Source organism: Streptomyces sp. NPDC091972, from assembly GCF_044756385.1.
In the GTDB taxonomy this organism is placed as follows: domain Bacteria; phylum Actinomycetota; class Actinomycetes; order Streptomycetales; family Streptomycetaceae; genus Streptomyces.
The window spans coordinates 225,824-250,675 of sequence record NZ_JBIVSV010000015.1; the positions used below are offsets into that span (position 1 = coordinate 225,824).

Annotated in this window: 25 protein-coding genes and 1 pseudogene; 10 read left to right on the forward strand and 16 right to left on the reverse strand. The window is 65.2% G+C overall.

Annotated features, from left to right (window positions below; translation table 11 throughout):
* Positions 1-137: 137 nt before the first annotated feature.
* Positions 138-1,052: a nuclear transport factor 2 family protein gene (locus ACIQJT_RS35405; protein ID WP_402649849.1), complete on the forward strand. Its 915-nt coding sequence runs from the start codon at positions 138-140 to the stop codon at positions 1,050-1,052.
* A gap of 197 nt (positions 1,053-1,249) precedes the next feature.
* On the opposite strand, the gene ACIQJT_RS35410 is transcribed toward ACIQJT_RS35405, so the two are convergent.
* On the reverse strand, positions 1,250-1,405 hold the full coding sequence (locus tag ACIQJT_RS35410) for a hypothetical protein (RefSeq protein WP_402649850.1): 156 nt from the start codon (positions 1,403-1,405) through the stop codon (positions 1,250-1,252).
* Between the two features lie 298 nt (positions 1,406-1,703).
* On the opposite strand from ACIQJT_RS35410, the gene ACIQJT_RS35415 reads away from it, so the two are divergent.
* The 5 genes and pseudogenes from ACIQJT_RS35415 to ACIQJT_RS35435 all read left to right on the forward strand — a co-directional run bounded on the left by ACIQJT_RS35415 (position 1,704) and on the right by ACIQJT_RS35435 (position 5,465).
* A complete protein-coding gene (locus ACIQJT_RS35415) occupies positions 1,704-1,952 on the forward strand; it encodes a hypothetical protein (protein ID WP_402649851.1) in 249 nt (82 codons plus the stop codon).
* Between the two features lie 4 nt (positions 1,953-1,956).
* Positions 1,957-2,352, forward strand: coding sequence for a hypothetical protein (locus ACIQJT_RS35420; protein WP_402649852.1), 396 nt, complete (start codon positions 1,957-1,959; stop codon positions 2,350-2,352).
* A 92-nt stretch (positions 2,353-2,444) separates the two neighbouring features.
* Positions 2,445-3,356: a transposase family protein gene (locus ACIQJT_RS35425; RefSeq protein ID WP_402649853.1), complete on the forward strand. Its 912-nt coding sequence runs from the start codon at positions 2,445-2,447 to the stop codon at positions 3,354-3,356.
* A gap of 102 nt (positions 3,357-3,458) precedes the next feature.
* Positions 3,459-4,042 (forward strand): annotated as a pseudogene (locus tag ACIQJT_RS35430) (transposase family protein); the annotation flags it as partial.
* 745 nt (positions 4,043-4,787) lie between these two features.
* The gene (locus ACIQJT_RS35435; protein WP_402649854.1) at positions 4,788-5,465 is read left to right on the forward strand and encodes a hypothetical protein; all 678 of its coding nucleotides are present in this window, start codon (positions 4,788-4,790) and stop codon (positions 5,463-5,465) included.
* A 418-nt stretch (positions 5,466-5,883) separates the two neighbouring features.
* Here ACIQJT_RS35435 and ACIQJT_RS35440 read toward each other — a convergent pair whose 3' ends face one another.
* Both ACIQJT_RS35440 and ACIQJT_RS35445 read right to left on the reverse strand, forming a co-directional pair.
* Positions 5,884-6,678, reverse strand: a complete 795-nt coding sequence (locus tag ACIQJT_RS35440; protein WP_402649855.1) for an SDR family NAD(P)-dependent oxidoreductase — start codon at positions 6,676-6,678, stop codon at positions 5,884-5,886.
* A gap of 113 nt (positions 6,679-6,791) precedes the next feature.
* Positions 6,792-7,616, reverse strand: coding sequence for an aldo/keto reductase (locus ACIQJT_RS35445; protein ID WP_402649856.1), 825 nt, complete (start codon positions 7,614-7,616; stop codon positions 6,792-6,794).
* Between the two features lie 527 nt (positions 7,617-8,143).
* Here ACIQJT_RS35445 and ACIQJT_RS35450 point away from each other — a divergent pair.
* Both ACIQJT_RS35450 and ACIQJT_RS35455 read left to right on the forward strand, forming a co-directional pair.
* Positions 8,144-9,202 carry an NAD-dependent epimerase/dehydratase family protein gene (locus ACIQJT_RS35450; RefSeq protein WP_402649857.1) on the forward strand — a complete coding sequence of 353 codons (1,059 nt, stop codon included), beginning with the start codon at positions 8,144-8,146 and terminating at the stop codon, positions 9,200-9,202.
* Positions 9,203-9,274: 72 nt separating this feature from the next.
* Complete coding sequence (locus ACIQJT_RS35455) at positions 9,275-10,843, forward strand: FAD-dependent monooxygenase (protein ID WP_402649858.1); 1,569 nt, start codon at positions 9,275-9,277, stop codon at positions 10,841-10,843.
* A gap of 85 nt (positions 10,844-10,928) precedes the next feature.
* Here the strand turns inward: ACIQJT_RS35455 and ACIQJT_RS35460 are convergent, their stop codons facing one another.
* The 4 genes from ACIQJT_RS35460 to ACIQJT_RS35475 all read right to left on the reverse strand — a co-directional run bounded on the left by ACIQJT_RS35460 (position 10,929) and on the right by ACIQJT_RS35475 (position 12,987).
* A complete protein-coding gene (locus ACIQJT_RS35460; RefSeq protein ID WP_402649920.1) occupies positions 10,929-11,396 on the reverse strand; it encodes a DUF1775 domain-containing protein in 468 nt (155 codons plus the stop codon).
* Complete coding sequence (locus ACIQJT_RS35465; protein WP_402649859.1) at positions 11,279-11,656, reverse strand: DUF1775 domain-containing protein; 378 nt, start codon at positions 11,654-11,656, stop codon at positions 11,279-11,281. Before ACIQJT_RS35465 ends, ACIQJT_RS35460 begins: the two co-directional genes overlap by 118 nt.
* A gap of 350 nt (positions 11,657-12,006) precedes the next feature.
* Positions 12,007-12,540, reverse strand: a complete 534-nt coding sequence (locus ACIQJT_RS35470) for an RNA polymerase sigma factor (protein WP_402649860.1) — start codon at positions 12,538-12,540, stop codon at positions 12,007-12,009.
* A gap of 210 nt (positions 12,541-12,750) precedes the next feature.
* Positions 12,751-12,987 carry a DUF6924 domain-containing protein gene (locus ACIQJT_RS35475; RefSeq protein ID WP_402649921.1) on the reverse strand — a complete coding sequence of 79 codons (237 nt, stop codon included), beginning with the start codon at positions 12,985-12,987 and terminating at the stop codon, positions 12,751-12,753.
* On the opposite strand from ACIQJT_RS35475, the gene ACIQJT_RS35480 reads away from it, so the two are divergent.
* Both ACIQJT_RS35480 and ACIQJT_RS35485 read left to right on the forward strand, forming a co-directional pair.
* Positions 12,959-13,228, forward strand: a complete 270-nt coding sequence (locus ACIQJT_RS35480) for a hypothetical protein (RefSeq protein ID WP_402649861.1) — start codon at positions 12,959-12,961, stop codon at positions 13,226-13,228. The two genes, ACIQJT_RS35475 and ACIQJT_RS35480, sit on opposite strands and share 29 nt — an antisense overlap.
* 422 nt (positions 13,229-13,650) lie before the next feature.
* Entirely contained in the window at positions 13,651-14,847 is a 1,197-nt protein-coding gene (locus ACIQJT_RS35485; RefSeq protein WP_402649862.1) for an amino acid ABC transporter substrate-binding protein, read from the forward strand.
* A 298-nt stretch (positions 14,848-15,145) separates the two neighbouring features.
* Here ACIQJT_RS35485 and ACIQJT_RS35490 read toward each other — a convergent pair whose 3' ends face one another.
* From ACIQJT_RS35490 to ACIQJT_RS35530, 9 genes are all read right to left on the reverse strand, one after another.
* On the reverse strand, positions 15,146-15,826 hold the full coding sequence (locus tag ACIQJT_RS35490; RefSeq protein ID WP_402649863.1) for a response regulator: 681 nt from the start codon (positions 15,824-15,826) through the stop codon (positions 15,146-15,148).
* On the reverse strand, positions 15,823-17,157 hold the full coding sequence (locus ACIQJT_RS35495) for a sensor histidine kinase (RefSeq protein ID WP_402649864.1): 1,335 nt from the start codon (positions 17,155-17,157) through the stop codon (positions 15,823-15,825). The genes ACIQJT_RS35490 and ACIQJT_RS35495 overlap by 4 nt, the downstream gene beginning before the upstream one ends.
* Positions 17,158-17,242: 85 nt before the next feature.
* Entirely contained in the window at positions 17,243-18,100 is an 858-nt protein-coding gene (locus tag ACIQJT_RS35500; protein WP_402649865.1) for an ABC transporter permease, read from the reverse strand.
* The gene (locus ACIQJT_RS35505) at positions 18,097-19,032 is read right to left on the reverse strand and encodes an ABC transporter ATP-binding protein (protein WP_402649866.1); all 936 of its coding nucleotides are present in this window, start codon (positions 19,030-19,032) and stop codon (positions 18,097-18,099) included. Before ACIQJT_RS35505 ends, ACIQJT_RS35500 begins: the two co-directional genes overlap by 4 nt.
* A 404-nt stretch (positions 19,033-19,436) precedes the next feature.
* Entirely contained in the window at positions 19,437-20,210 is a 774-nt protein-coding gene (locus ACIQJT_RS35510) for a response regulator transcription factor (protein WP_402649867.1), read from the reverse strand.
* A 173-nt stretch (positions 20,211-20,383) separates the two neighbouring features.
* On the reverse strand, positions 20,384-21,298 hold the full coding sequence (locus ACIQJT_RS35515) for a carbohydrate ABC transporter permease (protein ID WP_402649868.1): 915 nt from the start codon (positions 21,296-21,298) through the stop codon (positions 20,384-20,386).
* Positions 21,295-22,227 (reverse strand): carbohydrate ABC transporter permease, encoded by a 933-nt coding sequence (locus ACIQJT_RS35520; protein WP_402649869.1) that lies wholly within the window; start codon positions 22,225-22,227, stop codon positions 21,295-21,297. Before ACIQJT_RS35520 ends, ACIQJT_RS35515 begins: the two co-directional genes overlap by 4 nt.
* Positions 22,224-23,612 carry an ABC transporter substrate-binding protein gene (locus ACIQJT_RS35525; protein ID WP_402649870.1) on the reverse strand — a complete coding sequence of 463 codons (1,389 nt, stop codon included), beginning with the start codon at positions 23,610-23,612 and terminating at the stop codon, positions 22,224-22,226. The genes ACIQJT_RS35520 and ACIQJT_RS35525 overlap by 4 nt, the downstream gene beginning before the upstream one ends.
* Before the next feature lie 97 nt (positions 23,613-23,709).
* Positions 23,710-24,807: an enolase C-terminal domain-like protein gene (locus tag ACIQJT_RS35530; protein ID WP_402649871.1), complete on the reverse strand. Its 1,098-nt coding sequence runs from the start codon at positions 24,805-24,807 to the stop codon at positions 23,710-23,712.
* Between the last annotated feature and the right edge of the window lie 45 nt (positions 24,808-24,852).

The following is a 24,852-nucleotide window of genomic DNA, read 5'->3' on the forward strand; positions in this document are numbered from 1 at the left end:
ACATACACCAGAGCATAGGCACAGCGCGACGGACTTGGGTGGCCCTGTCCCTACCACCCTGGCGGGAGCATGCAGGGCGGGACGAACGTTCTTGCCGTTCGAATGAGCATTTCCAATCAGCGAGGAGTCACCAGCTCATGAAGAACAGAACCAGCACCGTCGCGGTCGCCGCCCTGGCAGCCGCTCTCACCGCGCTTGCAGCGGTGCCCGCCGCCGCATCGACCACCGAGCAGACGATCGTGAGGGCCGAAAGCCCGGCGGCCCGAACCGCTTCGCCGAAGGCCCTGGTCACCTACGTGTACGACCAACTGTTCAATCAGAAGAACACTGCTGTCATCGACCGGTACATCAGCCCCGACTTCATCCAGCACAATCCGACCGTGGCCAACGGGTCCGAGGCAGTGCGCAGCCTGGTGCAGTCCATCAAGGCAAGCACCCCGGACAGCCACAGCACCATCGAGCACGTGGTTGCACAGGGAGACCTGGTGATCCTGCAGAGCCATGTTGTGCCCGTTCCGGGTTCCAGGGGCCTCGACATTGTCGACATGTTCCGCGTCGAGGACGGCAAGCTCGTTGAGCACTGGGACACGATCCAGTCGGTTCCGGCCCAGACCGTCAGCGGCAATGACCTCTTTTCCGACCTGACGGGCCATGGCACACCCGCAGCGTCCGCGGCGGCCACGCGGCGCAACACCAACCTGGTCCGATCCTACCTAGAGTCACTGACCGTCGATCGCAATGTGACGGCTGTCGATCGGTACGTTTCGCCGACGCTGCGACAGCACCAGCCCGATCTCGCCGACGGCGCGGAAGCCACCGAAGAGGCATACACCGAGCTGTTCTCGGCGCACCCGGATTTTCGTGCCACGATCACGCAAGTTGTCGCCGAGGGCGACCTCGTCGCCGTACATTCGCACTATCAGAACAGCCCGGACGATCGCGGGCAGTCCGTGTATGACATCTTCCGTGTCCAACACGGGAAGATCGTCGAACACTGGTCATCGGCGCAGAATGTCCCGGCGACTTCAGTGAATGGCAACTCCATGTTTTGACGGAGTCGGCTGACCGTCTGATTCGTTCCAAGCTGTGGCTTTGGCCCGCGCAGTTGAAGGCTGCCCGGCACAATTGCCGTCCTGATGAGGCGATTGCGCCGGGCCGTCGTGCCAAGTGGCCTGATTCCTCCGTGCGCTCGACGACATGATGGAGGGTACTTGCAGCGCCTAACAGAATGGGCGCTTGGTACCTGCGGTTACAGGTTTCCCGTCTCGCCATCGGCGATGAACCGTGTCAGGAAGTGCTCCAGCAGTTCCAGGTACTGCCGCCGGCCATCGGCCACCTTGTCGAGCTCCGGTTCGTCCAGCGACGCCGTCTGCGTTGGATAAACCGACCTATCAGGGGCTGCCACGTAGGACCGGCCGCCGTTCGAGCCGATGACCAGGCCATGGACCTTTCGGTCTGCGCTGGCATCAACGATGCCGTTCTCCCGGAGCTTCTGCAGGGGCCCACCGCCACCCCAGGAGCCCCTCCCCCGCCCCGCAGAGCCATCTCCCGGAGGCGTAAGGAAGCAGGTCAACCGGGCAACGGCTACTACGCCGTATGTCCGATACCTCGGGGGAGGGGCCACAGGCACCTTCACCCCGGTCCTTCTCAGCCCAACCGAACCCGCGTGACCGTCACCAAGCCAGCCGAGAACTGCGGACCTCATGGGCTACGCAGCGCAGTACCGGCAGGCGATGGAGGACGGGGCGACCGACTCTGCCCACTCGATCGTCGTCTCCGCCGCTCAGGCCGCCGAGGCCGGGGGTGTGAGCCCCGAGGCCCTCCGGGCCTTCGTGGACGAGATGAAGGAGAATACCGGGAGCGCGTTCACCAGCCCTTGGATCGGCCGCCGAGGATCTAGCGGTATCAGCCCCACGGTATTGGCCCATCAGCGCGAGAAAGCGGCAAACTGATGTAATGGCATACGACTTCTCCAAGGGTGAACCTGCGCCCCAGCCCGAGCCCCAGGTCTTCAAGGGCTACGTCGCGACGGTGACGCTCTATGCGGATCGTGCCGAGATCAAGCGCAAACTCATGGGGAAGGTGGCCGGCGCCAGGGACTCCGTCATCCCCCTCGGCGACGTCATCAAAGTGCAGTCCAAGGCGCCAACTCGGCTCGTGAACGGATATGTACAGCTCGCCACCGAGCGGGATCGGGGACAGCTCCGAATCGCGACCGCCGAGGCGCAGAAGGCCATTGCGAACAACTCGCGGACTGTCCTGTTCACATGGAACCAGCGACAGACGTTCGCCGCTTATCTGGCGGCCGTCACCGCCGGAGTCCAGGCGCAGGGCGGCAATCCATTCGGATAACCACGGACTAACGAGCTCGTGCATGGTTGGCGGTGAGGCGTCGCCCCTTGATTGTTGATCATGGTCAGGTGGTGGGAAACGTGACTCGTTCAGTGATCATCAGCAACCGGCGGATCACGGGCCTGACGGCCGATGTGATCGCTGAACTCGTCGCTGAGATAGGCCCGTTGTGGCATGAGCGCCACCAGGCCAGGCTCGTTTCCCGGCAACGCAAGCGGGCCGTAGGTGCTGGTGCGAAGCACCAACTGGTGTTCGTCGACCGGCTGCTGGCCACCCTGGTCCATCTCCGTCACGGGGTCACCCACGACGTGCTGGCCTGTTGGTTCGGGGTGGACCGCTCGACCACCACCCGAGCCGTCGGCGAGGTGCGTCCCCTGCTCGCCGAGCGGGGGTGCACGATCAGTCCCGACGTGCGGCTGCGGAGCCTGGCCGAGGTCGTCGACCATCTCGGCGCGACCGGGAAGACCGGCATCATCGACGGCACCGAGATCCGGGTCCGGCGGCCGGCCCAAGGACGCAAGGACCGGGACAAGTTCATCTCTGGCAAGAACAAGCAGAACGCCGTCAAATCCATGGTGGTCACCGACGAGGACGGCCGCGTGCTGTTCTGCAGCCCGACCACGCCCGGAAGCTGCGCGGACATCACCCACGCCCGCCAATTAGGGCTGGTCAAGCTCCTGGCCCATGGGCCCGCGGTCGAGATCCTTGCCGATGCCGGCTATCAGGGTCTGGGCGCTCAGACTGGCGGACGCGTGGTAACACCACCGCACCGCAAGTTCAAGAAGAACGCCCCGGACTGGTACGAGGAGATGTACGAGCGCCAGCGCAAAGCGCACTCCTCACGCCGTATCCGCGTCGAGCACGGCATTGCCCACTTGAAGAACTGGCGGACCCTGGCCCGCCACCTCGGCCGCCGCGAGCACATGAGCGACACCGTCCAAGCCATCGCCGGCTTGCTGTCCCACCAACAGATCGCAGACCTGAATTCGGCGCGGCAGATGTGAACCCCGAGCCCCACCGAAGTCTTCGACGCCTCACCGCCAACCATGCACGAGCTCGTTAGAGGTTGTCCCGTAACTGGTGTGGCGGGGGTGCGTTGACCGGTCATGGGTGGGGTGATCTCAGCAGATGATCCGAAGTGGATCGAGCCATTCTCCGGGCTGACCGAGGGGCAGTTCGCCAGGATGGTCGCGCTGGTGCGGCGCCGTGGCGGTGATGTTCAGCGCGGGCCGCCCCTGGCGGCTGCCGCTGGAAGACCGGGTGCTGCTGGTGGCGACGTACTGGCGCACGAACCTCACGCAGCGGCAGGTGGCGCCGCTGTTCGGGGTCTCGAAGTCCGCAGCCGACCGCATCCTCGATCACCTCGCACCGCTGCGGCCATCTCGCCGACCCGTCGGCCGCGCAAGGACACTGCCTACATCGTCGACGGCACACTCGTGCCCACCCGCGACCGCACCGTCGCCGCGTCCAGCAAGAACTACCGATACTCGACCAACCTGCAGGTCGTCGTCGACGCCAACAGCCGCCTGGTCGTGGCGATCGGGCTCCCGCTGCCCGGCAGCCGCAACGACTCCCGGCCTTCTCCGAGTCCGGAGTCGACCGGGCCTGCCGCAAAGCTCCCACCATCGGCGGCTATCGAGGCACCGGCCTGCTCATCCTGCACCGCAAACGGCGAGGTCAAAAACATCTCCAGCCCCGAACAAGAAGACTGTCCTGGGTGAATACCGACGGGGCGCAGGGATCTCGGAACCCGCAGAGGACTACCGCAGCGCAAAGAAGGCGTCTATCTGTACATCGAAGAGATGGAGGACACCTAGCGTAGGGATCGAGAGAACGGGGCCGGACCGTGCAAGCAGAGGCGTTGGCGGCCTTGTTTGGTATCGGGGGAACCCTGGTGGGCGCGGCAGTCTCCACGGGGCCGTCGTGTGGCGGCAGCGCCGGACGGCTCACGAGGCCGAGTGCACGTACCGGATGGGTCTGTCCGAGACCGCGGCCAACGAGTGCATCCGGCTGAGCTACGTCGTTGAGGAGCACCTCGAGAAGGGCGCAGGGGACGTGAGGAGCCCGTCAGGCCGGGAATTGCATGCGGAACTCCAGCGGCTGAACCGCGCCTTGCAGGAACAGGCGCTCAGGTCCACAACCAGCCGGTACGCGATCTCCTGGCCCGGCACCACGCGGAGATGTACGTCCGAGCGGAGTGGGTCGGACCCCCTGACAGGTGGCCGCCGAGGTTCCGGACGATCTGTGACGACATCCGCACCGTGATGGGGACCGTTCTGCGCCGACAGCCCTTCCCCACCCGGATCTTGGAGCACTACCCCGATCCGTCATGACCCCGTCAGCGATGTGTGCCCCCGCGTCGTAGCGCGAGCCGGCAGCCGAGGACTTGACGGGATCAGCCCCGCGAGGTTGGTCCCGTCGGCATGATGACCAGCATGAACGAGTTCGTGGACAAACTCTGGTCGATGGAGTTCGGCATTGCCCTGCTGGGTGCCCTAGTGGGTGGTGGCTTCACCATCCTTGGGTCGTGGCTCCAGGCCCGGAGCAGCAACAAAGCGGCCGAACATATCCAGGCCAAGGCGAACGCCCAGCGCGCCTTCGACGCCCTCACTCAGCTCAAGGTGCACCTGGAGATCCAGACGTTCCGGGGAATGGGTACGAAGGAGACCCGGGCAGCTTGGAACCGGGAGCGCGAAATGCTGGTCACCACTGCCAACAGCACGATCATGCTGCTGCCGGATAAGTACAAGGACACCCGCCTACACGTGCAGGGGCTGCTCCGGCAGATCAAGACCTGGTACGGGCTGCCCCCTTGGCCGGAATACAAGCTGGAGACCGGTCTCCTGCTGTCCGAGGCCCTCAAGGTCATGGGCCTCTTCGTCCGCGGCTCGGACGCCCCGGAGCACCGGAACATGACCGAGATCATCCAGCAGGAGATCGAGCGGGACAGACGTGAGCGAGCACAGCGCGAACTGGAGTCGCTCGAAGCGGAGGAGGAGGCTCAGGGGCTGGATCAGGAAGACTCTGCGCGGCTAAACGAGCTGTACCAGTTCCTGGGTGTCGGCCAGTCGCGTCCCGAGCTGTCGAACGATGACGAGACGGACCCGTCATGACGCCCGCCAGCGATGTGATTGCGTGCGGGTGCGGGCTGGAGGTCACCCCACGCGGGCCCCCGTGCGCCGCTGAGGTCCTCAATTCCGACGTCCTCGGTCTCCGAGGCCAGGTTGGACCTCTGCCTTTGTCGGGCGCTACCCCAACCTCCGCAGAGCTGTTCCGCTCTCGGGCCTGCGTCCGCCTCCGCGCCGCAGGCGGTGGGCCGCTGAGAAGAGGTGGAGACAATCCGCAGTTGGGGCCCGCCGCTGTGGGGGCGAGTCACCGTAGTCACGGCAGCGGGTAGCCATCGAGGACGCTCGGGAGGGAGCTCGAGGGGTGTGTTCCCCGACAAACAAGGGCCGAGTGGTGCTCCGGTGCCCGCGGCGCCCTGTCCCCTCGGCTTGGGCCCGGTGCGCGCGAGCACCGGTCACTGACCCGTCAGGGCAGGATCGAGTCGACATAGCCTCCGTCGACCCTGAGTGCGCCGCCGGTCGTGGCCGAGGCGTACGGTGAGCTGAGGTATACGACCATGTTCGCGATCTCCTCCGGCTCGATGAGACGTTGGATCAGAGACTGGGGTCGATACTTGATCATGAATTCGCGCTGTGCCTCGTCCCAGCTCGCCTGGTCTCCGACAAGCTGCCGGACGAAGTCCTCGACCCCTGCGGTATGTGTTGGCCCTGCGATCACGGAGTTGACCGTCACTCCGCTGCCGGCCGCCTCTTTGGCAAAGCCACGGCTGACCGAGAGCAGAGCCGTCTTCGTCATACCGTAGTGGATCATTTCCGCGGGGATCACCACTGCGGAGTCGCTCGCAATGTTCAGGATGCGCCCCCACCCCCGCTCTCGCATCTGAGGCAGGAAGGCGCGAATCATCCGTACGGCTGACAGTACGTTGATCTCGAAGTAGCGGAGCCATTCGGCGTCGTCGATTTCCAGCGGCGGCGTGGCGCCGAAGACACCCAGATTGTTCACTAGGACATCCACGTCGGGGGCGGCCGCGAGAACAGCGCGAGTTCCTTCGGCAGTAGCCAGGTCTCCGGCTGCCCCCGTGACGTCATCCGTGCCGGCCTCGGCGCGAACGCACAGCACAGCCTCTTCAACGGTGTCATTGCGCCGACCGTTGACGACTACCCGGGCTCCGGCGCGGGCAAGTCCGACGGCGATGGCGCGGCCGATGCCCTGAGTGGATCCTGTGACCAGTGCCGTCTTGCCGGATAGATCGATGTGCATGCGATTCTCCTGACTGGCTTGCGGGGGACGAGCTCACTCGTGACAGTGTGTCGAAAAAGCGTCGCATTCCGACGCCCGGGCATCGGGAGGACATGCGGCAGGCGGCCTGTGGATCAGTTGAGAGTGTCGGGGTCGGGACCAGTCCGCAGACCGCGGTCCAAAGCTGTGATCGCCTGCAGGTCACCGTGTGTGAGTTGGAAGCTGAACACATCCAGGTTCTGCTGGATGCGCTCGGGCGTCACCGACTTGGGGATCACCACGTTGCCGATCTGCAGGTGCCAACGAAGGACAATCTGCGCGGGACTTACGTCGTGTCGGGCGGCAAGCTCGAGTACCGCCTTGTCGCGGAGAACGGCTCCCTGCGCGAGTGGGCTCCACGCCTCTGTGGTGATGCCGTGCTGTGCGTGGAAGGCGCGCAGTTCCTGCTGCTGGAGACCGGGGTGGAGTTCGACCTGGTTGACCGCGGGCGTGACGCCCGTGTTGTCCATCAGTCGCTGTAGGTGGGCGACCTGGAAGTTGGAGACACCGATGGCGCGGGCGCGGCCCTCCGCAAGGATTTTCTCAAGGGCCCGGTAGGTGTCGAGGTACAGGTCACGCGCCGGAGCCGGCCAGTGGATCAAGTAGAGGTCAACGTAGTCGAGTCCGAGGTTGCCCAGGGATGCGTCGAAGGCGTTGAGGGTCGCCTCGTAACCCTGTTCGTCATTCCATAGCTTGGTGGTGATGAACAGTTCGTCGCGCGCGAGGCTGGACTCCGCGATGGCGCGGCCCACTCCCCGCTCGTTGCCGTAGATCGCGGCGGTGTCAATGCTGCGGTATCCAGCTTGCAGGGCGTTACTGACCGCAACCGCGGTGTCCTCATCGGGGACCTGGAAAACCCCAAATCCAAGCTGAGGCATCTTGACGCCGTTGTTCAACGTTACGTCCGGAATCTGGTGCATCTAAGCGTTCTCCTTGCACAGTGGGCTGTCGTACCGCGTATGAGGGTCCAAGCACGGGCGGCTTTGTTTGCAGCGCTGGAAGACACCGTTGCTGTGAAGCAACAGCAATCTTGCGTTTGCTCACGAACAAAGATAGTTGCACACGCCCCATAAGCGCAATCGCAGACTGCCCGCGCAAGCACTCTAGATGGCTCACCCCGGGCGCAGCCACGGGAGGGCATCATCGCGCAATGAGGCGCTCCTTCCCGTCCGGGGCGGACTGGGCATTGGTCGTGCCTGCAACCCGGTGATCAGTCGAGCAGCGGCTACGGTCGTCCGCAGCCACCCCTTTCACCTCCCGGACCCCGCACCAAGGGCACTGCCCGTCGGGACACCGGCAGCGCTTGACGATGGCGGGTCGGTGCTTCGGTCGCAACTCTCGCCTCTCCCTGACTGGCCGATACCCGCCTTACTCGTGGTGACCTCGGCGTTCATCACCGCAAATACGATACTGTAGTTTCTTAAGGACCGCTCGAAAGGAGCAGACCATGCCGAAAAATCCCGGGGACACACCCGGAGCCCCCAGCCCCGCTTCCGATCACCAAAGCAAGAAGCTGCTTGTCTTGGGTGGCACCGGGTGGCTAGGTGGCCTGGTCGCGGAGGCGGCTTTGGCGCAGGGGACGGATGTGACCTGCTTGGCTCGCGGGACCACCGGCGCAGTCCCCACCGGAGCCCGTCTAGTGCGCGCTGACCGTACTAGCCCCCATGCCTACGACGAGGTGATCGACACCGACTGGGACGAGGTCGTGGACGTGACCTGGCAGCCGGTACAGGCCCAGAGCGCGGTCGAGGCCCTCGCCAACCGCGTCGCGCACTGGACATATGTGTCCTCGGGCGCAGTGCACATGGCCGGCGCACGTCGCCCGACAAACATTCCTGCGCAGCGTCGTCCGGGCGGGGCAATGGCCCGGGAGCCGGAATACCCGGCGGCCAAGCTCGCCTGCGAGCGTGCGGTCCTCGAGGGAGTCGGTGATCGAGCTGCGATCGTCCGGGTCGGCCTCGTGGGCGGGCCTGGTGATGTGAGCGACCGAACCGGCTACTGGCCAGGCCGGTTCGCCCTGGCGGGCAACGGCCCAGTGCTGGTGCCGGACGCCGGCAAACAACCGGTGCGGTTTATCGATGCCCGAGACTTCGCATACTGGCTGGCTGGGCCAGCCGCGACGCACACCGGGGTTTTCCAGGCCCAGGGTCCGGTCCATACGTTGGGCGAGGTCCTTGCTGCCGCCGCCTTGGCGGCGGACTTCAGTGGCAGATGGGTGCTGGCGAGCCCCGAGCGCCTGGCTGCGCTGGACATCGTGCCCTGGATGGGCAAGCGCGCCCTGCCACTGTGGGCGACCTCTTCCTTCGGGCCGCCGCGGTCAGCCGACGAGGCGGTCGAGCCGATGGCTCCCGGACTCGTCCACCGGTCGTTGCAGGAAGTCATGCACGACACCCTGCAGGACGAGATCCGCCGTGGTCTGAGTCGCGACCGGAAGTCCGGCCTGAGCCGTGCAGACGAACTTGCCGCCATCCAACAGATCGACCAAGAAGCGGGAACGTCCACTTGAACCGTGCACCCGCACCCCCGCGCGTGGACCGGGCTACCTCGCGTATGCAGCCATTAGTTCAGGAGTCATGACATGACCACACGATCCATCGAAGATGGCCTCGACACCGCGGCCGTGGTCGTCGGAGCCGGACCAGTCGGCCTGACACTGGCCGCCGAATTGAAGATTGCAGGCATTCACGCGGTCATCGTGGAACAACGATCCGAGCCGGACCCTGCACAAAAGGCTCGTGGAGTCGGCATCCTGGCCAGTGAGGCCCTGCGACGGCGTGGGCTGGCCACCAGGCTCCAGAACCGCCACCACAGCGGGCGCGAGGACTACCAGCACGACATGGGCAGCCCACATGCCCACTTCGCGTGGATCCACAAGCTCGACCACCAACAGGGCGCGGAAGTCAGCCGTGCGCCCGCCCTCATCTGGCAGCCTGAATTGGAGGCCCTGTTGGCCGAGCACGCCACCAAACTCGGCGTCGAAGTCTTCCGGGGCCACCGGGTGACGTCGCTGAAGCAGCGCGATGACCGGGTACATCTGACGCTGCAGACACCTGCCGGGGAACGAACGATCGCTGCCTCCTGGGTCATCGGATGCGACGGGGGGCATTCCTCCGTACGCAAGCTCGCTGATTTCGCCTTCCCCGGCATCACCTCCAGCACACTGGGCCGCGTCGCTCGGCTCAAGCTGACCAACCCAGACCCTGACCCGTTCCCGCCGGACGCAACGACCCATCGCGGCCAACTTCAGCACGGCGACATCGTGGACGGCTGGGTCCGAGTCCGCCTGAGCGAACACGACGAAGACCAGCCAGATGCGACCGCTGCCGAGCGCGACCGGTCGCCTGTCACTGTCCAGGAGATGCACGACGCCATCGAGCGCATCACGGGGCGGGACATCTCCATCAGCGAGATCAGGGACGGCCGGCGGACACGCGGCAACTCCCGCCAAGCGGCGAGTTACCGCCAGGGCCGGGTCTTTCTTGCCGGGGATGCGGCACATGTACATTCGCCGCTGGGTGGCCAGGGCCTCAACCTAGGGATGATGGACGCCGTCAACCTCGGCTGGAAGCTGGCCCTGGTAGAACGCGGCCTGGCCGCCCAGGAACTCCTGGACACCTATACGAGCGAGCGGCATCCCGTAGGTGCTGGCGTCCTGCACAACACCCGAGCCCAGACGGCTCTGCTGACCCCAGACCCCTACACTCGGGCGCTGCGCGACATCTTCAGTGCCTTGATGGACATTCCGCAGGTCAAGGAACACCTTGGCCGGATGTTGTCCGGTGTCGATGTGCGCTATGCCCTGCCCTACACCCCCGGCAGCGACCACACGCTCCTGGGCGCACATGTGCCTGACTTCGTCGTCGACGACACCACCCTGTACTCCCTCATGTCCGACGGACGGCCACTGCTCCTGCACACCCCACAGGCTGGCCCGGTAGCCCTGGCGGCCGCTCCGTGGGGTGACCGGGTCCATCTCGCCTCCGCGCTGGTTCTGGGACGGCGTGACATGACCGCTGCCTTGATCCGCCCGGACGGTGTCCTGGCCTGGGCCGCTGTGCCGAGCACGGCAACGGACACCGTGGCGCTGCGCTCGGCCCTGTCCACATGGTTCGGTGCACCGCCACCACAGCCAAGTGGGCAGGCCTGAAGTCACCGTCGAACGGCACGGGTTATCGACCGCGGCTTGGGGGCATCCTTTCCAACGCCCCAACCGATGTCTTCGTGTCACCGTCTCAACGCCGTGACGGCTTGGATTTGCTGAGGGTCAGCCTGCGGCGCACTGCCACCGCGCAGGCGCCAACAACGGCCGCCTCGGCCGCAGTCCATGGAAGGCGTGATGTCACACCTCCCCCGCTCCAGGCGTCCGCAGCCGCACGCGCGGGAGCGGCGGCAGTCGTCCTGCGCCGTGCCTCGTCCTGCTGACTCTGCTCCGCCTTGGCCGCTTCAGCATCCAGGACGAGCACGGGTGCCGCAAAGTCGGGCATCTTGTCGCCCCGCTGCAGTTCGTTCCAGTTCGCCGAGGACCCGTCTGAGTACGTCTGGAACACGCCGAAGGTGGCACTCGGCTCGTCTGGAAGCGCGCCTACCCGTACGTCGGAGTAACGGTGTTCGTCGGGCCTGAGCTCGTGGCCCGCAGTGGCGGTCCAGACCAGGGGGGTAGTCCCGCCTTTGGAAGCGGGGCTTTCCCCCTCTCTGTCCAGCCTGGGGCCGCTGGCACCGCCGTCGGCGTGCCCCCCTCAGGGAGAGTTACGTCGAGGCGGATGGTGGTGGCGTCCGCCTTCTCCGAGGGGACCCTGAACCGCAGGGTGGCCGGGGCGCCGTTCGTTGCGCCGTCCGAAAACACCCGGACATGCGCGGACGCCGGCCCCGCGAGCAAAAGGAGCGACCCGACGGCCGTTCCCATGGCTGTCATCGCCCGGTGTGTACGTCGGCTACGGCGCATGCGAAGTGGGCATGTCATGGTGTCGTTGTACGCTGCCCGCCTGCACCCTGTCGCCGCGGCAATTGCCCGTCATCAGCCGGTAGGTGCTGCTGACACGCGGCCCGGACAGCGCAACAGGGATCTGGGTTCCCCAGGGATGCGAGATCATCCGGCCGTCTTGGGCGACGGGCACCGCTGCCAGGGATGAGCGGGGTTGGGTGCCGGAGGTCGGTACAACGGTCACGAACACCGTGCACGCCGCCAGCACCAAAAGGACGACTCCGGCCGCCATCCGGCGGCGAATACGCCTCGGCAACCGCGCCGAACCTCCGCCAGATGGCCGGTCGTCGCCGGGAATGGCGGACGGGACGCGTAGGAAATCCACCCGCTCAAAGGTCCGTACCACGCTCCGCACGCCTACAGCCGGCTGCGGGCACTGGAGGCTGGGATGCCGATCTCCTCGGCCAGGTCGGCGCAGGTCCTGCCGAGGAAGTACACCTCAATGACCGCTTGCCGGTGCTGGGGGACAGCCGGTCGAGTGCCTCGTGCAGCTCTATCCGCGCCAGCGGTAGGTCGTACGAGTCAGTGCCACTCTCTTTGTTTTCCCGCCCCGCTTCTTCCGGGCGAGCCACCACGAGTCTGGCCACCCTGTGCCGCCGGGCGTCCACAATGGCGTTGCGGGCTATCGCATATAGCCAGGTCCGTAGGCTTCCGCGCCTGCTGTCGTAGGAGCCCGAGGCACGCCAGGCCCACAGGAAGACCTCCTGCACCACCTCCTCTGCCAGGTGAGGATCGCCGAGCGCGTTGTGCGCAAAGCCCACGAGCTCGGCTCCGTAATCGTGGTAGGCGGTGTGTACACCCCGTTCACTGCTCAAAGGGCGCGGCGTCAGCCTGCCTGCGGCGCCCGCGCCACAGCCGGACACCCACTACGAACGCCATTCCTGACCGGCATGCCACACGTCCACCGTCCCCTGGCCCTTTGGTGGGCGGAAGGCCCTTCCCAGCGACTCAGGATTGGCGACCAAGGCTACGTCAGCCAGACGCCGCCCGGTCCCGAGAAGCACCCGATTCTGAACGAGAGATTCCCCCGCTGGGGCGTACGCCCCGTAGCTCCCCCAGCCTGACACTGCCTGTCAGCCAGCGGGGCAAAACCCTCGGAATACGCCGTGGTCGTCGACGGCGCCGACGACCTCCTCGAAGTCCATGTTTGCGCCGGAGTGGTTGTTCTCGATACTCCCCAACTCGCCTGTCGCGGCGCGGAGGCACCGCCCGCGCCCCCGCCCACGACGAGGAGCGACCGTTGAGCAGAGGCGACCGCTATCGAGTCCGCCAGGACAAGAAGTGGGGACGGTACCCTTCAGGAAGCAGATCGAGGGCCTGGTCGAGCGTCAAACCCTCGTACTGGCGATCACCAGCAAGGGCAACGTCGGCCAGAAGCCTTCCTCGCTCGGCGAGGACAGCGTCGCCGTCAGCGCATCTCAAATGCCGTTTGGCGAGACGTGGTGCGCACGACGAGGACTTCCAAAGGCATCAGATCGCCTTGTGGGCGGGGTGCACGCCGTGCGATCCGGCTTCATGGCCCCGCCCCGTGCCGGCATCGCCCCGCACTGACGGAAAGTCAGGCTTGGCAGGCGGGTCCAAGACACAGCCTCATGTCCGCTACCACCGGCTGGTCTTCGTCGGGCCGTTCCAATCGACAGCAGCGCCTTCTCGTTTCTGCTTGCGATATACCTGCACACAGCGTTGCTTCTTGTGAGCAGGCAGTGTATTCATGTTCGTGCTGAGGCGCCGACACAGTGTCCAGCCCCTTTCTACCTCCGGGCGTTCTCGTCAGCGGGCTGTCGCTCGCCTTTCGTTGGATCTGGCCGGAGTACCGGCCTATGTCGTCATGCACATCCGCATGTCAGCCCTGCCTTATGCACCCCCACCGGCAGAGCATCACCGCCCTGCGGTAGGCCGGTTGCACATTTCCATCTGCAGGAGTGTCGAAAACATTGAATGAGAAGACGGGGCATGCCAGAGTAGCGGCCCGCATGGCCCTGCACGGATCGGTTGCAGCCCTTTTTTTGGGCGCCTTTGGAACTAGCTGCGGACTGGTGAACCAGGAGGAAACAGGCCCCATTACTATCGGAATATCACTGCCACTTTCGGGACCCGTCGCCGATAGTTCTAAGCCCGCCTATGCCGGGTACAAGGTGTGGGCCGAGCAGGTGAACAAAAAAGACGGCCTACTGGGACGCAAGGTCAAATTGAAGGTACTCGACGATGGTTTCGACGAGGGCCGAGTCGTCAGCAATTACAGACGACTGATTCACGACGAGCATGTCGATCTGCTCCTCGGCACCGTCTCCTCCAAGCTGAACTTGCCGGCATCGTCGGTTGCCGAGCAAGCGAAAATGCTCTACGTCGAGCCTTCCGGCGGAGCAGATGAGATCTTCAACCGAGGCTACAATTACCTCTTCTTCGCCCAACCGGGAACGTCCGTAGACGTTCCCGAGGGCCTCGTCGAGTGGGTACGCCAATTGCCGAAAACGCAGCGCCCCCGAACCGCTGCCTACCCCGTGCAGAACGACCCGAACCTGAACGCCACGGTGGAACAGACGCGCAAGGAACTCAGCTCGCTTGGGGTGCGCACGGTGTACACCGACACCTACGCACCTGAGACGCGAGACTTCAGCGGCATCGCCCAGGACATCGCCGCGGCAGCACCCGACCTCATCGTGCACGGCGCCGTGAGTGCAGAGGACGGCGGCGGGCTCATCAAGGCACTTCAGGGCCAGGGCTTCAATCCAAAGCTGATCTTCCAGACCAATGCGCCCTCGCTCACCGATGTCTACCCGAAGGCCGTCGGCGGCGAGGCGAACACCGCCGGCATTTTCACCTCGCTCGCCTGGAACCCTCAGGGGCAAGGCAGCAAGGACTTCATCGACGCCTACGAGCGAAAGTACGGCGAGCCGCCCGAGGATGACGCGGCGAGCGCCTACACAGCAGGGCAGGTTCTGGCTTCTGCGGTATGGAACGTAGGGAGTCTCGATCAGGAGAAGCTGTCCCACTGGCTGCATCAGCACTCAGTTCCGACCGTGTCGGGTGTCCTGCACTGGGACAAGCGTGGTGTGCCCGAAGGGGACTTCATGCTCGCACAGTGGCAGAAGGGCAAGCTGGAGATCATTTCCCCCGAGGAGTTGCGGACGACGTCGAAGGCCCTGTACCCCAAACCGGACTGGTCCTGAGTCTCCGCTGCCGCAACTCCCATCCGCTACTTACGAGTTGCCCTCTTCCTGCGTGGCACTGCAACCGCAGTCAGCCCGATGAAGAGGGCTGCAGCCAAGGGTCTCCCTGCGCCTTCCTCGAGTGCGGACGGACACCGGGATATGGCGCAGCCCTTCCTTCGGGCTCCACCGATGGCACTCCCGGCACCGCTCCCGCCTGGGTGAACAGCCGTCAGAACAGCAGCGCCGCAGAGTGCAGAGGGAGAGCCCCGAAACCGACGTGATGGTCACTCTCGGGAGGCGCCAGTTGGCCTCAGGATCAGGCTCCATGGCTGGGCGGCGCTGGGCGGGTAAGCCCGAGATCGTAGGCAAGGATCACAGCCTGAATGCGGTCTCGGGCCCCTAGCTTCGCCAAGACGCGACCGACGTAGGTCTTGACGGTGGACTCTGAGAGCACGAATTGTTCAGCGATCTCACCGTTGGTCCATCCGCGTCCGACGGCGATGAAGATCTCGCGTTCGCGTTCTGTGAGAGATCGAACACGCGGGTCATTTACTGAAGCACTGTTCGGCACTGGCAGGTGACTTCCGTACGCGTCCAGCAAGCGCCGGGTGAGGGCTGGTGCGATAACCGCGTCACCGAAGGCAACTGCGCGGATGCCAGCGAGGAGCTCTTCGGGGCGTGCGTCTTTGAGGAGGAATCCGCTGGCGCCGGCGCGTAGGGCTGCGTGTGCGTACTCGTCGAGATCAAAGGTGGTCAGGACCAGTACGCGCGAGCGACTGCCGGAGGCTGTGATGCGCTGGGTGGCTTCGATACCGTCCATGCCCGGCATACGGACGTCCATGAGGATCACATCGGGGCGAAGTTCGGCAGCTTTGCGGATGGCTTCTGCTCCGTGGGCTGCCTCTCCCACGACGTCGGTTTCAGGTGAGCTCTCCAAAAGCATGCGGAAGCCGAGGCGCTGCAGGGGTTGATCATCCACGATGAGTACGGTGCTCATGCTGCGCTTCCGGTGTCGGGAAGGGTGCGGTCTCGCCGGAACGGCGTGAGGTCGAGTGTCGCTCGCACCCGCCATCCGCCGTCTGGGGTGGGGCCAGCAGTGACGGTTCCGTTGTAGAGCGCTGCGCGTTCACGCATTCCCGAAATCCCGTGGCCCACTCCGCCTGGACCGGGCTTGCGGGCTGGGGTGGAGGGGCCGGTGTTGTACACCTCGACGTGTGCTTGGTGTTTTTCTCCGGTTACCGTCAGTTGTATGCGGGTCTCGTGTCCAGCGTGCTTGAGTGCGTTGGTGAGGGCCTCTTGGGCGATGCGGTAGATCGCCAGTTGCACACCTCGGTCCAGGCCGTGGAGGGTGCCGATGGTGCGGTGGACGACGTGAGGGCCGGCGGAGCGGATCCGTGCGCACAGGGCGTCGATGTCGGACAGGTTTGGCTGGGGGCTCAGGTCAAGGGCTTGATCTTGTTCGCGGAGCACGCTGAGGGTGCGGCGGAGCTCGTCGAGCGCCTGGCGGCCCGTGTCTCCAATCATCAGAAGTGCCTGTTTACCTCGTTGCGGGGCGATGTCGGCCGCGTATGCGCCGCCGTCGGCGAGAGTGATGATCACGGAGAGGTTGTGGCCGACGATGTCGTGCATCTCGCGGGCCACCCGTGTACGTTCGGTTGCGACAGCCAGCTGGCTGCGTTGGTCGCGTTCCACTTCCAGTTGTGCGGCGCGCTCGCGCAGGCCGGCCATTTGAGCGCGTCGGATGCGGATGACGAGGCCGAGCGTGACAGCAGCCACAACGGTCATGGTCAGGAGGAACAGGCCGTCGACGATGGACACGCTGGGCTGCATGCGCATGGCGAGCAGGACTAGACCGGTCACGGTGATGGCGCAGGCTGCGGGCAGGTAGCGCACCCGTCCATGCAGGGCGAGGCTGTAGAGCGCGACGAGAACGGCGACGCCTGCGCGGAGCCAGGCGCCCAGCGCGCACTGCACCAAGAACACCGCGGCGACTGATGCGAAGGTTACGGAAGGATTTCTGCGACGCCAAAGCAGCGGAAGCACCTGTCCTGCCTGCAGGACGAGTACGGCGGCGAGAGGCAGGCAGGTGAAGGCGACGTCGAGTTCACCGCCTCGGTCGCCGTAGGCGTGGGCGTGCAAGTCCTGCAGGCACAGCAGGGGAATCAGCAGGAGGACCAGGCCAACGTCCATCAACCACGGACGTTGTCGATCCGCGTATCGGAGTAGCTGGCCGATGTAGGACAGGTGGCGGATCAAAGGGGGGTTGCCCATGAGGTCGTCCGCCGTCGGGGCATCAGCCGCTACGGGGATGCTCTTGCCGTCGCTCACGAGTGTCACCTGTTCATCGTGCCGCAAGGCAGGCGGGCGGCACACACCGGTCGTTTAGGGTGTCCGCCGCCCGCTCGTGGGCTTGTCAGACGTCGGTGCGCACCAGACGGTAGGCAGCCCCTGCCAGGGCGAGCGCTGTCCAGGCCAAGAGGACCAGGAGCCCGCCGGAGGGCGACAGGTGCGTCGCATCATGGGTGAGGGCGAACATGGACTCGCCGGCGCTGCTCGGGAGGTACTTCTGGAAATTTTCCTGCCAGGACGTCGGCAGAAGCGAGACCAGGCCGGGCACGAGCATGAGGGTGGCGACCAGAACGGCGATTCCGCCAGCGACTGAGCGCAGCAGGGAACCCAAGGCGACGCCGATGACTCCGACAACGCCGAGGTAGAGCCCGGCCCCCAGCAGGCTGCGTACAACACCTGCATCGGACAGCGACAGGGCTGCGGGGGTATCGGAGAGCAGGCTGCTGGCGATAGGGAAGGTGATGATCGCGCCGACGGTGGCCACGATGAGAGCGACCACCCCGAAGGTGGCGGCCTTGGACCAGAGCACAGGCAGTCGCCGGGGCACCGCTGCGATGGTGGAACGGATCATGCCGGTGGAGTACTCGCCGGCGGTGACCAGGACGCCTAGGACGCCGAGTGCAAGTTGCGCGAACTTGGTCCCGAAGAGGGAGAAGCTCAGGACAGTGGCATGGGCCTCGTCGGCGTCCATTTGGGAGCCTGAGGTGTACTGGGAGTGGTAGTGCAACGAGGCGATCACACCGAAGGCGACGAGGAAGACGAAGCCGAGACCGAGGGTGATCCAGGTCGAGCGCAGGGACCACAGTTTGGCCCATTCCGAGCGCAGGACTCCGCGAATGCTGACCTTGTAGGAACGCCCCGACCGGATCGGCGAAGGAGGTGTCGGGGTGGGGCTGTTCTCCGTGAGGGTGGTGGTGCTCATGCCGCGCTCCGCGAGGTCTCGACGGTGGTGGTGCCGTGGTACTCGACGACGTCGCTGGTCAGGTCCATGAAGGCCTGCTCGAGCGACACGGTTTTCGAGGTGAGTTCGAACAGTGGGATGCCGTGTTCGGCGGCTTTGAGGCCGATGGCGCGGGCGGTCAGTCCGGTGACCTGGAGTTCCTGTGAGCCGACCGTGCCGGTGATCTCGACGTCAGGGCCGGAGAGGACTTCACGCAACCGGGTGGTTTCGTCGGTGGCAACCGTGACGGTGTCGCCTCCGCCGCCGCGAACCAGTTCCTTGACGGTGGTGTCCGCGAGGAGTCGTCCCCGTCCGATGATGATGAGGTGGTCGGCGACCAGGGCCATCTCGCTCATGAGGTGCGAGGAGACGAAGACGGTGCGGCCTTCGGAGGCAAGCTGGGTGAGGAGGTTGCGGATCCACAGCACGCCCTCGGGGTCCAGACCGTTCACCGGCTCGTCGAGCATGAGGGTGGCTGGGTCGCCCAGCAGCGCGGCGGCGATACCCAGTCGCTGGCCCATGCCCAAGGAGAAGGCGCCGGCACGACTCTTGGCCACTGACTGCAAGCCAGTGAGCTCGATGACCTCCTCAACCCGACGCCGTGGGATGCCGTGAGTGTGGGCTTGGGCCATCAGGTGGTTGAAGGCAGAGCGGCCTGGGTGGACGGATTTGGCCTCCAGCAGGGCGCCGACCTCCTGCAGTGGGGCACCGTGCTCGGCGTAGCGGCGGCCGTTGACGGTGACGCTTCCGCTGGAAGGGGCATCCAATCCGACGATCATGCGCATGGTCGTGGACTTGCCGGCGCCGTTAGGGCCGAGGAAGCCAGTGACCGCGCCGGGCTTGACGACGAAGTCGAGGTGTTCGACGGCCGTCTTCTCCCCGTAACGCTTCGTCAGTTGGTGTGCCTTGATCATCGCCGCTCCCTTGCGTCATGTGGTGCAGACCTCGTGTTCTGGTAGCTGCAACGTTAGGAGCACTCGTGGCTGGGGTCGTGATACCGCGGGGGGCAATGGGGCGGCTCGGGTAATACCCAGGTACGACCGAGACTCATCCGCTCCGGCGATTATGACGAAGAGAAGTTAATCGTTTCACTCCGTGAACGGCCCGGCGACCCGTCTTCGTGCGGTCGACCCAACGGCCGGCCCAGGGCTGCAGGGCCCATGCGCGGATCGCCCAGGGCTACGCAAGCTGTAGTTTTCGATCAGAGCGGGCGCAGGCCGTTGCTGTAGAGCGGGCTTCAACAGGGAGTGGGACGTGGCCGCTTCCTGGGACCCCGCGCAGGTCCGCCGTCGACGGCATCGCGGCCCACCGTAGAGGGTCAGGGACGGAGCGTCTTCCGAGTTGCTGTGTCAGAGGCAGGCTTGATCAGGTAGCCGACGCCGCGGCGGGTATGGATCATCGGCTCGCGCCCGGAGTCGATCTTTCTCCGTAGGCAGTAGATGCAGACCTCGACCACGTTGGTTTTGCCACCGAAGTCATACTCCCATACCCGGTCCATAATTCTGGACTTGCTGAGCGCGCGCTGTGGGTGCTGCATGAGCAGGCGGAGCAGTTCGAACTCGGTGGCCGTGAGGTGGATGCTGTCTCCAGACCGTGTCACGTGTCGGCTGGCCTCATCGAGAACAAGGTCGCCGACGACCAAGATCGAGTTGTTGCGGCGACCTGTTTTCCCGGACCGGCGTATCAGTGCGCGCATCCGCGTGACAACGTCCTCAAGACTGAACGGCGTGGTCATGTAGTCGACACCGCCTGCCGTGAGGCTGGCGAAGCCCTCTTCGGCGCCGTATTGACTCGTGGCGCCGAGGAGGAGAGCCGGTAACGCGGGGTGCTCTCGTCGCACACACGTCAGGAAATCTGCGCAGGACATGCCTGGCGGGACCACCTCCAACAGGACGGCGTCGGGCCGAAAATGGCGTGCGACTGTGATTGCGTCATGCCCGTCACGGGCTCCACGAACGACCCAGCCTTCGTTTTGAAAGACAACGGACAGCAGCTCGAGCGTGGGTGACGCGTGGTCCACCACGAGCACCCGGACGGGGCCCCCGTCCGGCCTCAGCAGTGCAGGGCGTCTCGATGGCGAAGTGATGTCCATACGGTCACCCTGCCGGGAGGGCGTGAGGATCTCCCTAAGATCCCCTTTGAATTCTCTTTCAGACCATCCGATCTCCTGGCACCAAATCCGTTCGACCGTCGGCCGAGGGCGCCGCCAACGACCTCGGCGCCGAACCGGGGGGGCTGGACGGCTATGCACGCTATGGTGCCTGCTCACTCCTTGGTCGCTCCGGCCAGCATTCCGGACACCAGCGTGCGTTGCGAAAACAGGAAGAGGACCAGCACGGGCAGTACGGCCACGATGATCGCCAGGGCGAGTTCCGGGATCGTTATGTTGAGCCCGGCTCCCGCTACCGGGTTGAAGGAGGGTGTAGAAGTCAGCAGTTGATTCAGGCCTACCTGGACGGGGAACTGCTCGCTGTTGGGCAGAACCAGGTAGGGCAGGAAGAAGTTGTTCCAATTGCCCACGAAGCTGAAGAAGGCCACCAGACCGACGACAGGTTTGGCGAGCGGCAGGGCAATTCGGGAGAAGAGCTGCCATTCGGTACAGCCGTCGATCCTCGCAGCCGACAGCAGATCCCTGGGCAGGCTGCTACCGAAGTAGATGTACACGAGGTACACGCCGAACGGATAGAACGAGAAGGGGAGGACGACCGACCAGATGGTGCCGATAAGATGGAAACGGTTGAGCTCCAAAAAGATCGGCAGTACGAGAGTGGCCTGCGGCATGATCATAGTGACGAGGGTGATCATCAACAGAGCCTTACGCCCTTTGAAACTTGTCAACGCGAGCGCATAGCCCGCCGGCACGCTAACAAAGAGCGTCAGTATGAGTGAACTGCCCGAGTAGATTGCAGAGTTGCGCAGCCATGTGACCATGACCCCGTCCTGGAAAGCGAACAGATGGTCCCAGGCGGCTCCGATTTGATCGAGTGAGCCGAAGGAAAACGGGTTGTCCCGTACGACTTCGCCAGCAGTCTTGGACGGTGCCAGCAGCAGCCAGACGACAGGCAGGACAAAAAACAACAGTAGGAGTGCCAGCAGCAACCCCACAACCAAGACGGAGGAGGCCTTCGAGGCGCGGATCCCTCTGTTCTCTCCTGCCGGGGACAGGATGCGTAGTGTCATTTTCCATCCAGCTTGAACAGGTTTGAGCGGACGACGAGGATTCCGGCAGCCAGAAGGCCCACCGCAAGGAGGACGACGGAGATAGCAGCGGCCCCGTTGAAATCCCCCTGCTGAAAGGCATAGACGTATGCGAGCTGGTTGGGCGACCAGGTCGGGCTGACGCGGCCGAGGCTGGCGGTCTGCAGCAGTTGTGGCTCGACAAAGAGTTGCGTGCCGGTGGCGAAGGCCATGATCGTCATGTAGACAATCCACTGCCGGATCATCGGGATCTGAATAGACCAAGCGGTGCGCCAGGGACCTGCCCCATCCATCCGGGCGGCCTCCAGCACTTCGTCCGGAATGTTGTTCAGCGCTCCATACATCACGACGATCCAACCTCCGGCGCCGGTCCAGAAGGCGATCAGCATCAAGATCAGGGGCAAGTGGTCCGGAGCCAGGACAGCGGCGAACGTCTGCAGCCCCATGGCCGTCAACACCCATGACACCGGGCTCACGTCTGGGTCCAGCATGAACAGCCAAACCAGGACGCTGGCGACTCCGGCTAGGGCTCCCGGAATGTAGTACAGGAAGCGGAAGAGCGCCGACGTCCCCGGCCGCATCCGGCTCCGTAGCACCACTGCGACCAGTACGACCAGAACCACGAGGGTGACCAGCCACAGAGCCAGGTAGACCAGCATATGAGTGAAGGCAGGAGTAAACCGGTAGTCCTGAACAACCTTCACAAATTGGTTAAGCCCTGTGAACTGTCCGCGGTCGTTGGTGAGGGCAAGGTAGAAGGAGTATGCCGTGGGGAAGATGCCGAAGGCGAGCAGCAGTACTGCGTATCCGGCGATGAAGAGGTAGCCCGCGGCGCCGTGCCCCTTCCGCCGCGGCGCGGGGCCGCGGCGGAGGGTGGAGACGGCGACGCGCTCGGTCTCCAGGAGAGTCACTGAGTGACCACCTTGTATCCCTGGGCCTTTGCCTCGTTGCTGATCTCTTGCTGCCAGGCAGGCAGGGTGGAGGTCAGGCTCTTGCCTGCGGTCAGGGCCGGCAGGACGATACTGGACCAGGCGGTCGCGTCCGAGAATCGGGTGTTCGACCAGCCGGTCCACACGGCGTCGGCTGCCTGTTGGAACGGCCCGCTCACGTCGGTGGCGAAATAGTCGCTGTTGGCGGGGTTGGCCAGCCACGCTTGGGCGGCCTTGGTGTAGGCCGGGTAGGTGGGGGCCGATGCTTGGTTCTCGTTAGAGGTGGTGAGCCAGGTGACGAGGTCCGTGGAGGCCTTGAGGTTGGCGCTGTGCGAGGACACCATCCATACTCCACCACCCACGTTGCCGGTGGCGACGGTGGGATCACCCTGCCAGGTCAGGGGGGGCGCCGCAGTGATCTGCTTGGCGGGAGTCTTGAAGGCAGCCTTGAACAGGTACTGGCCGTACCAGGAGGGTCCGTAGGCCATCAGAACCTTGTCTCCGCTGTCCTTTGCGAAGCCCTGGCTGAAGAAGCCCTTGGTGGTGACAGCCTTGGCGTCTATCAGGCTGTCCAGCAGTTTGGCGGTGCGGGTGCACTTGGGGTCCTGCAGGTCGGTGCGCAGAGTGTCGGGCTTGACGAGGTCGAGCGCGGGGCACTGTGCCGACCAGAAGTAGGACTCGTGGGAGTTGGTGTCGCCGACCGAGCCGACGAGGTAGCCGGGGTGCTCCTTGGCGACCTTCTTGCCGAGGGCCTCGTAGTCCTCCCAGGTGGTGGGGACCTGGTAGCCCCACTTGTCCATAAGAGTTTTGTTGTACCAGAGAACGACCTGGGCGATGTCGTTGCGCAGGCAGTAGGTGTGGCCGTTGAACTGGCACGGCGTGAGGGAGCCCTTGGCGAAGCCGGCGAGGGTGCTGGCCGGAACGAGCTTGTCGTCCAGCGGAGCGGCGAAGGGTTGAGCGCCCGTCTTGGTGGCCTGCGATGCCCAGGTGACGTCGGTGGGTGAGCCGAAGACGACGTCCGGCCAGCCGCTGCCGGTCCGGTCGAAGAGCTGCACTTTGGACTGCAGGTAGGTGGAGCCGTCGGCGCCGCCGTCGTAGGTGACGATCTTCATCTTCACGTCCGGGTGGGACTTCTGGTACGCCTGCACGGAGGGCAGGCGGGTGGAGTCCGTCCAAACGGTGATCTGCGAACCGTCCTTCTGTGTGGCCGGCTTGAAGGCGGGCTGAGCGGAGGAGTCGGACTGCGACGTGGTGTCGGCGCTGGCGCAGCCGGCCAGTGTGGCCGCGGCAGCCAGAGACAGGGCTGCGGCGGCGATGCGCAGCGCGATCCGGCGCTGGCGGGTTCTCGGAGATCCGGAAGACCTCATCGTCTTGCCTTTCTGTTCTTACCAGGGGGTGCGGTGGTGCGCCGGATGGGGGGCGCCGGCAGCGGTGGCCGTCCGCAGGAGGGCGGCCACCGTCCGGTCAGCGCGGTTGTTCGACGAACGGCGTCAGTGCGTCGCCGTAGCCGAAGTCGAGGGGCAGGGCGATGCCGGATCCGGTGGGGGCGTGGACCAGGCCCTGGTCGTCCACGTGGCGCTCGCGTACGACGGTCGTCGCGGTCACCAGGGACTCGTAGTAGGTGGTGTTGGAGATAGCCATGCACAGGTGGTGGTTGGGGATGTCCGAACCGTGCACCTCGGCCCGCAGTCGGTAGGCGTCGGCGAGGTGGGCGGTGCGCATGGCTCCGGTGATGCCGCCCCGCAGGGTGGTGCCGGCGCGGACGCCGAAGGTGGCGGCACCGGCCCGGATGAAGTCGGCGGAGTTCATGTGCGCTCCGTCGGAGGTTTCGGCCACCAGCAGCGGGATGTCCACTGCGTCGGCGAGTTTCTGGTAGGCGGAGATGCTGAACTCGCGCATCGGCTCCTCGTACCAGAGGTAGTCGGCTTCGGACAGGGCCCGCCCCAGCCGGATGGCGTCGGGCAGGTCGAAGCCGGCGGATCCGTCGTACATCAGGGGGATGTCGGGGCCGACGTGCTCCCGCAGCGCGAGGCAGAGTTCGGCATCGCGCCGTGCATCGCCCCAGGCGTGCAGTTTGATGCCGCGGTAGCCGAGGGCGAGGCACTGGTCGGCGACGTCGAGGAACTCCTCGGTAGAGGAGAACGTCGAGGTGGAGGCGTAGGCGGGGATGGCTTCGCGGAAGCCGCCAAGCAGTCGCCAGACTGGCTGGCCGTGGTAGCGGCCGGCCAGGTCCCACAGGGCGATGTCTATCAGACCCAGGGCGGGCAACGGGAGTTCATGGATGCGGTCGAGCTCCCACACGCGGTGCCACAGCCATTCCCGCTGCAGGGGGTCGGCGCCGAGCAGCTCTTCGCGGAAGACCCGGTCGACGAGGTCTTGGAGTGTGGTGAATGCTCCCGGGCGGGCGAACAGGGCCACCCCTTCGGCTCCCGCGTCCGTGCCGATGTGCAGGACTGCGCCGTCGCCGACCGCGGGGCTGCCGCTCAGGCCGTTCCGCCACTGGAAAGGCGGGTTGGCCGCCGGAACGTCAATCCGGTGTACTTCGACATGGGTGATCTTCATCCTGGCTTTCGTCTCTGTGTCGGAAAGGTGCGGTGCCCGGGAGCG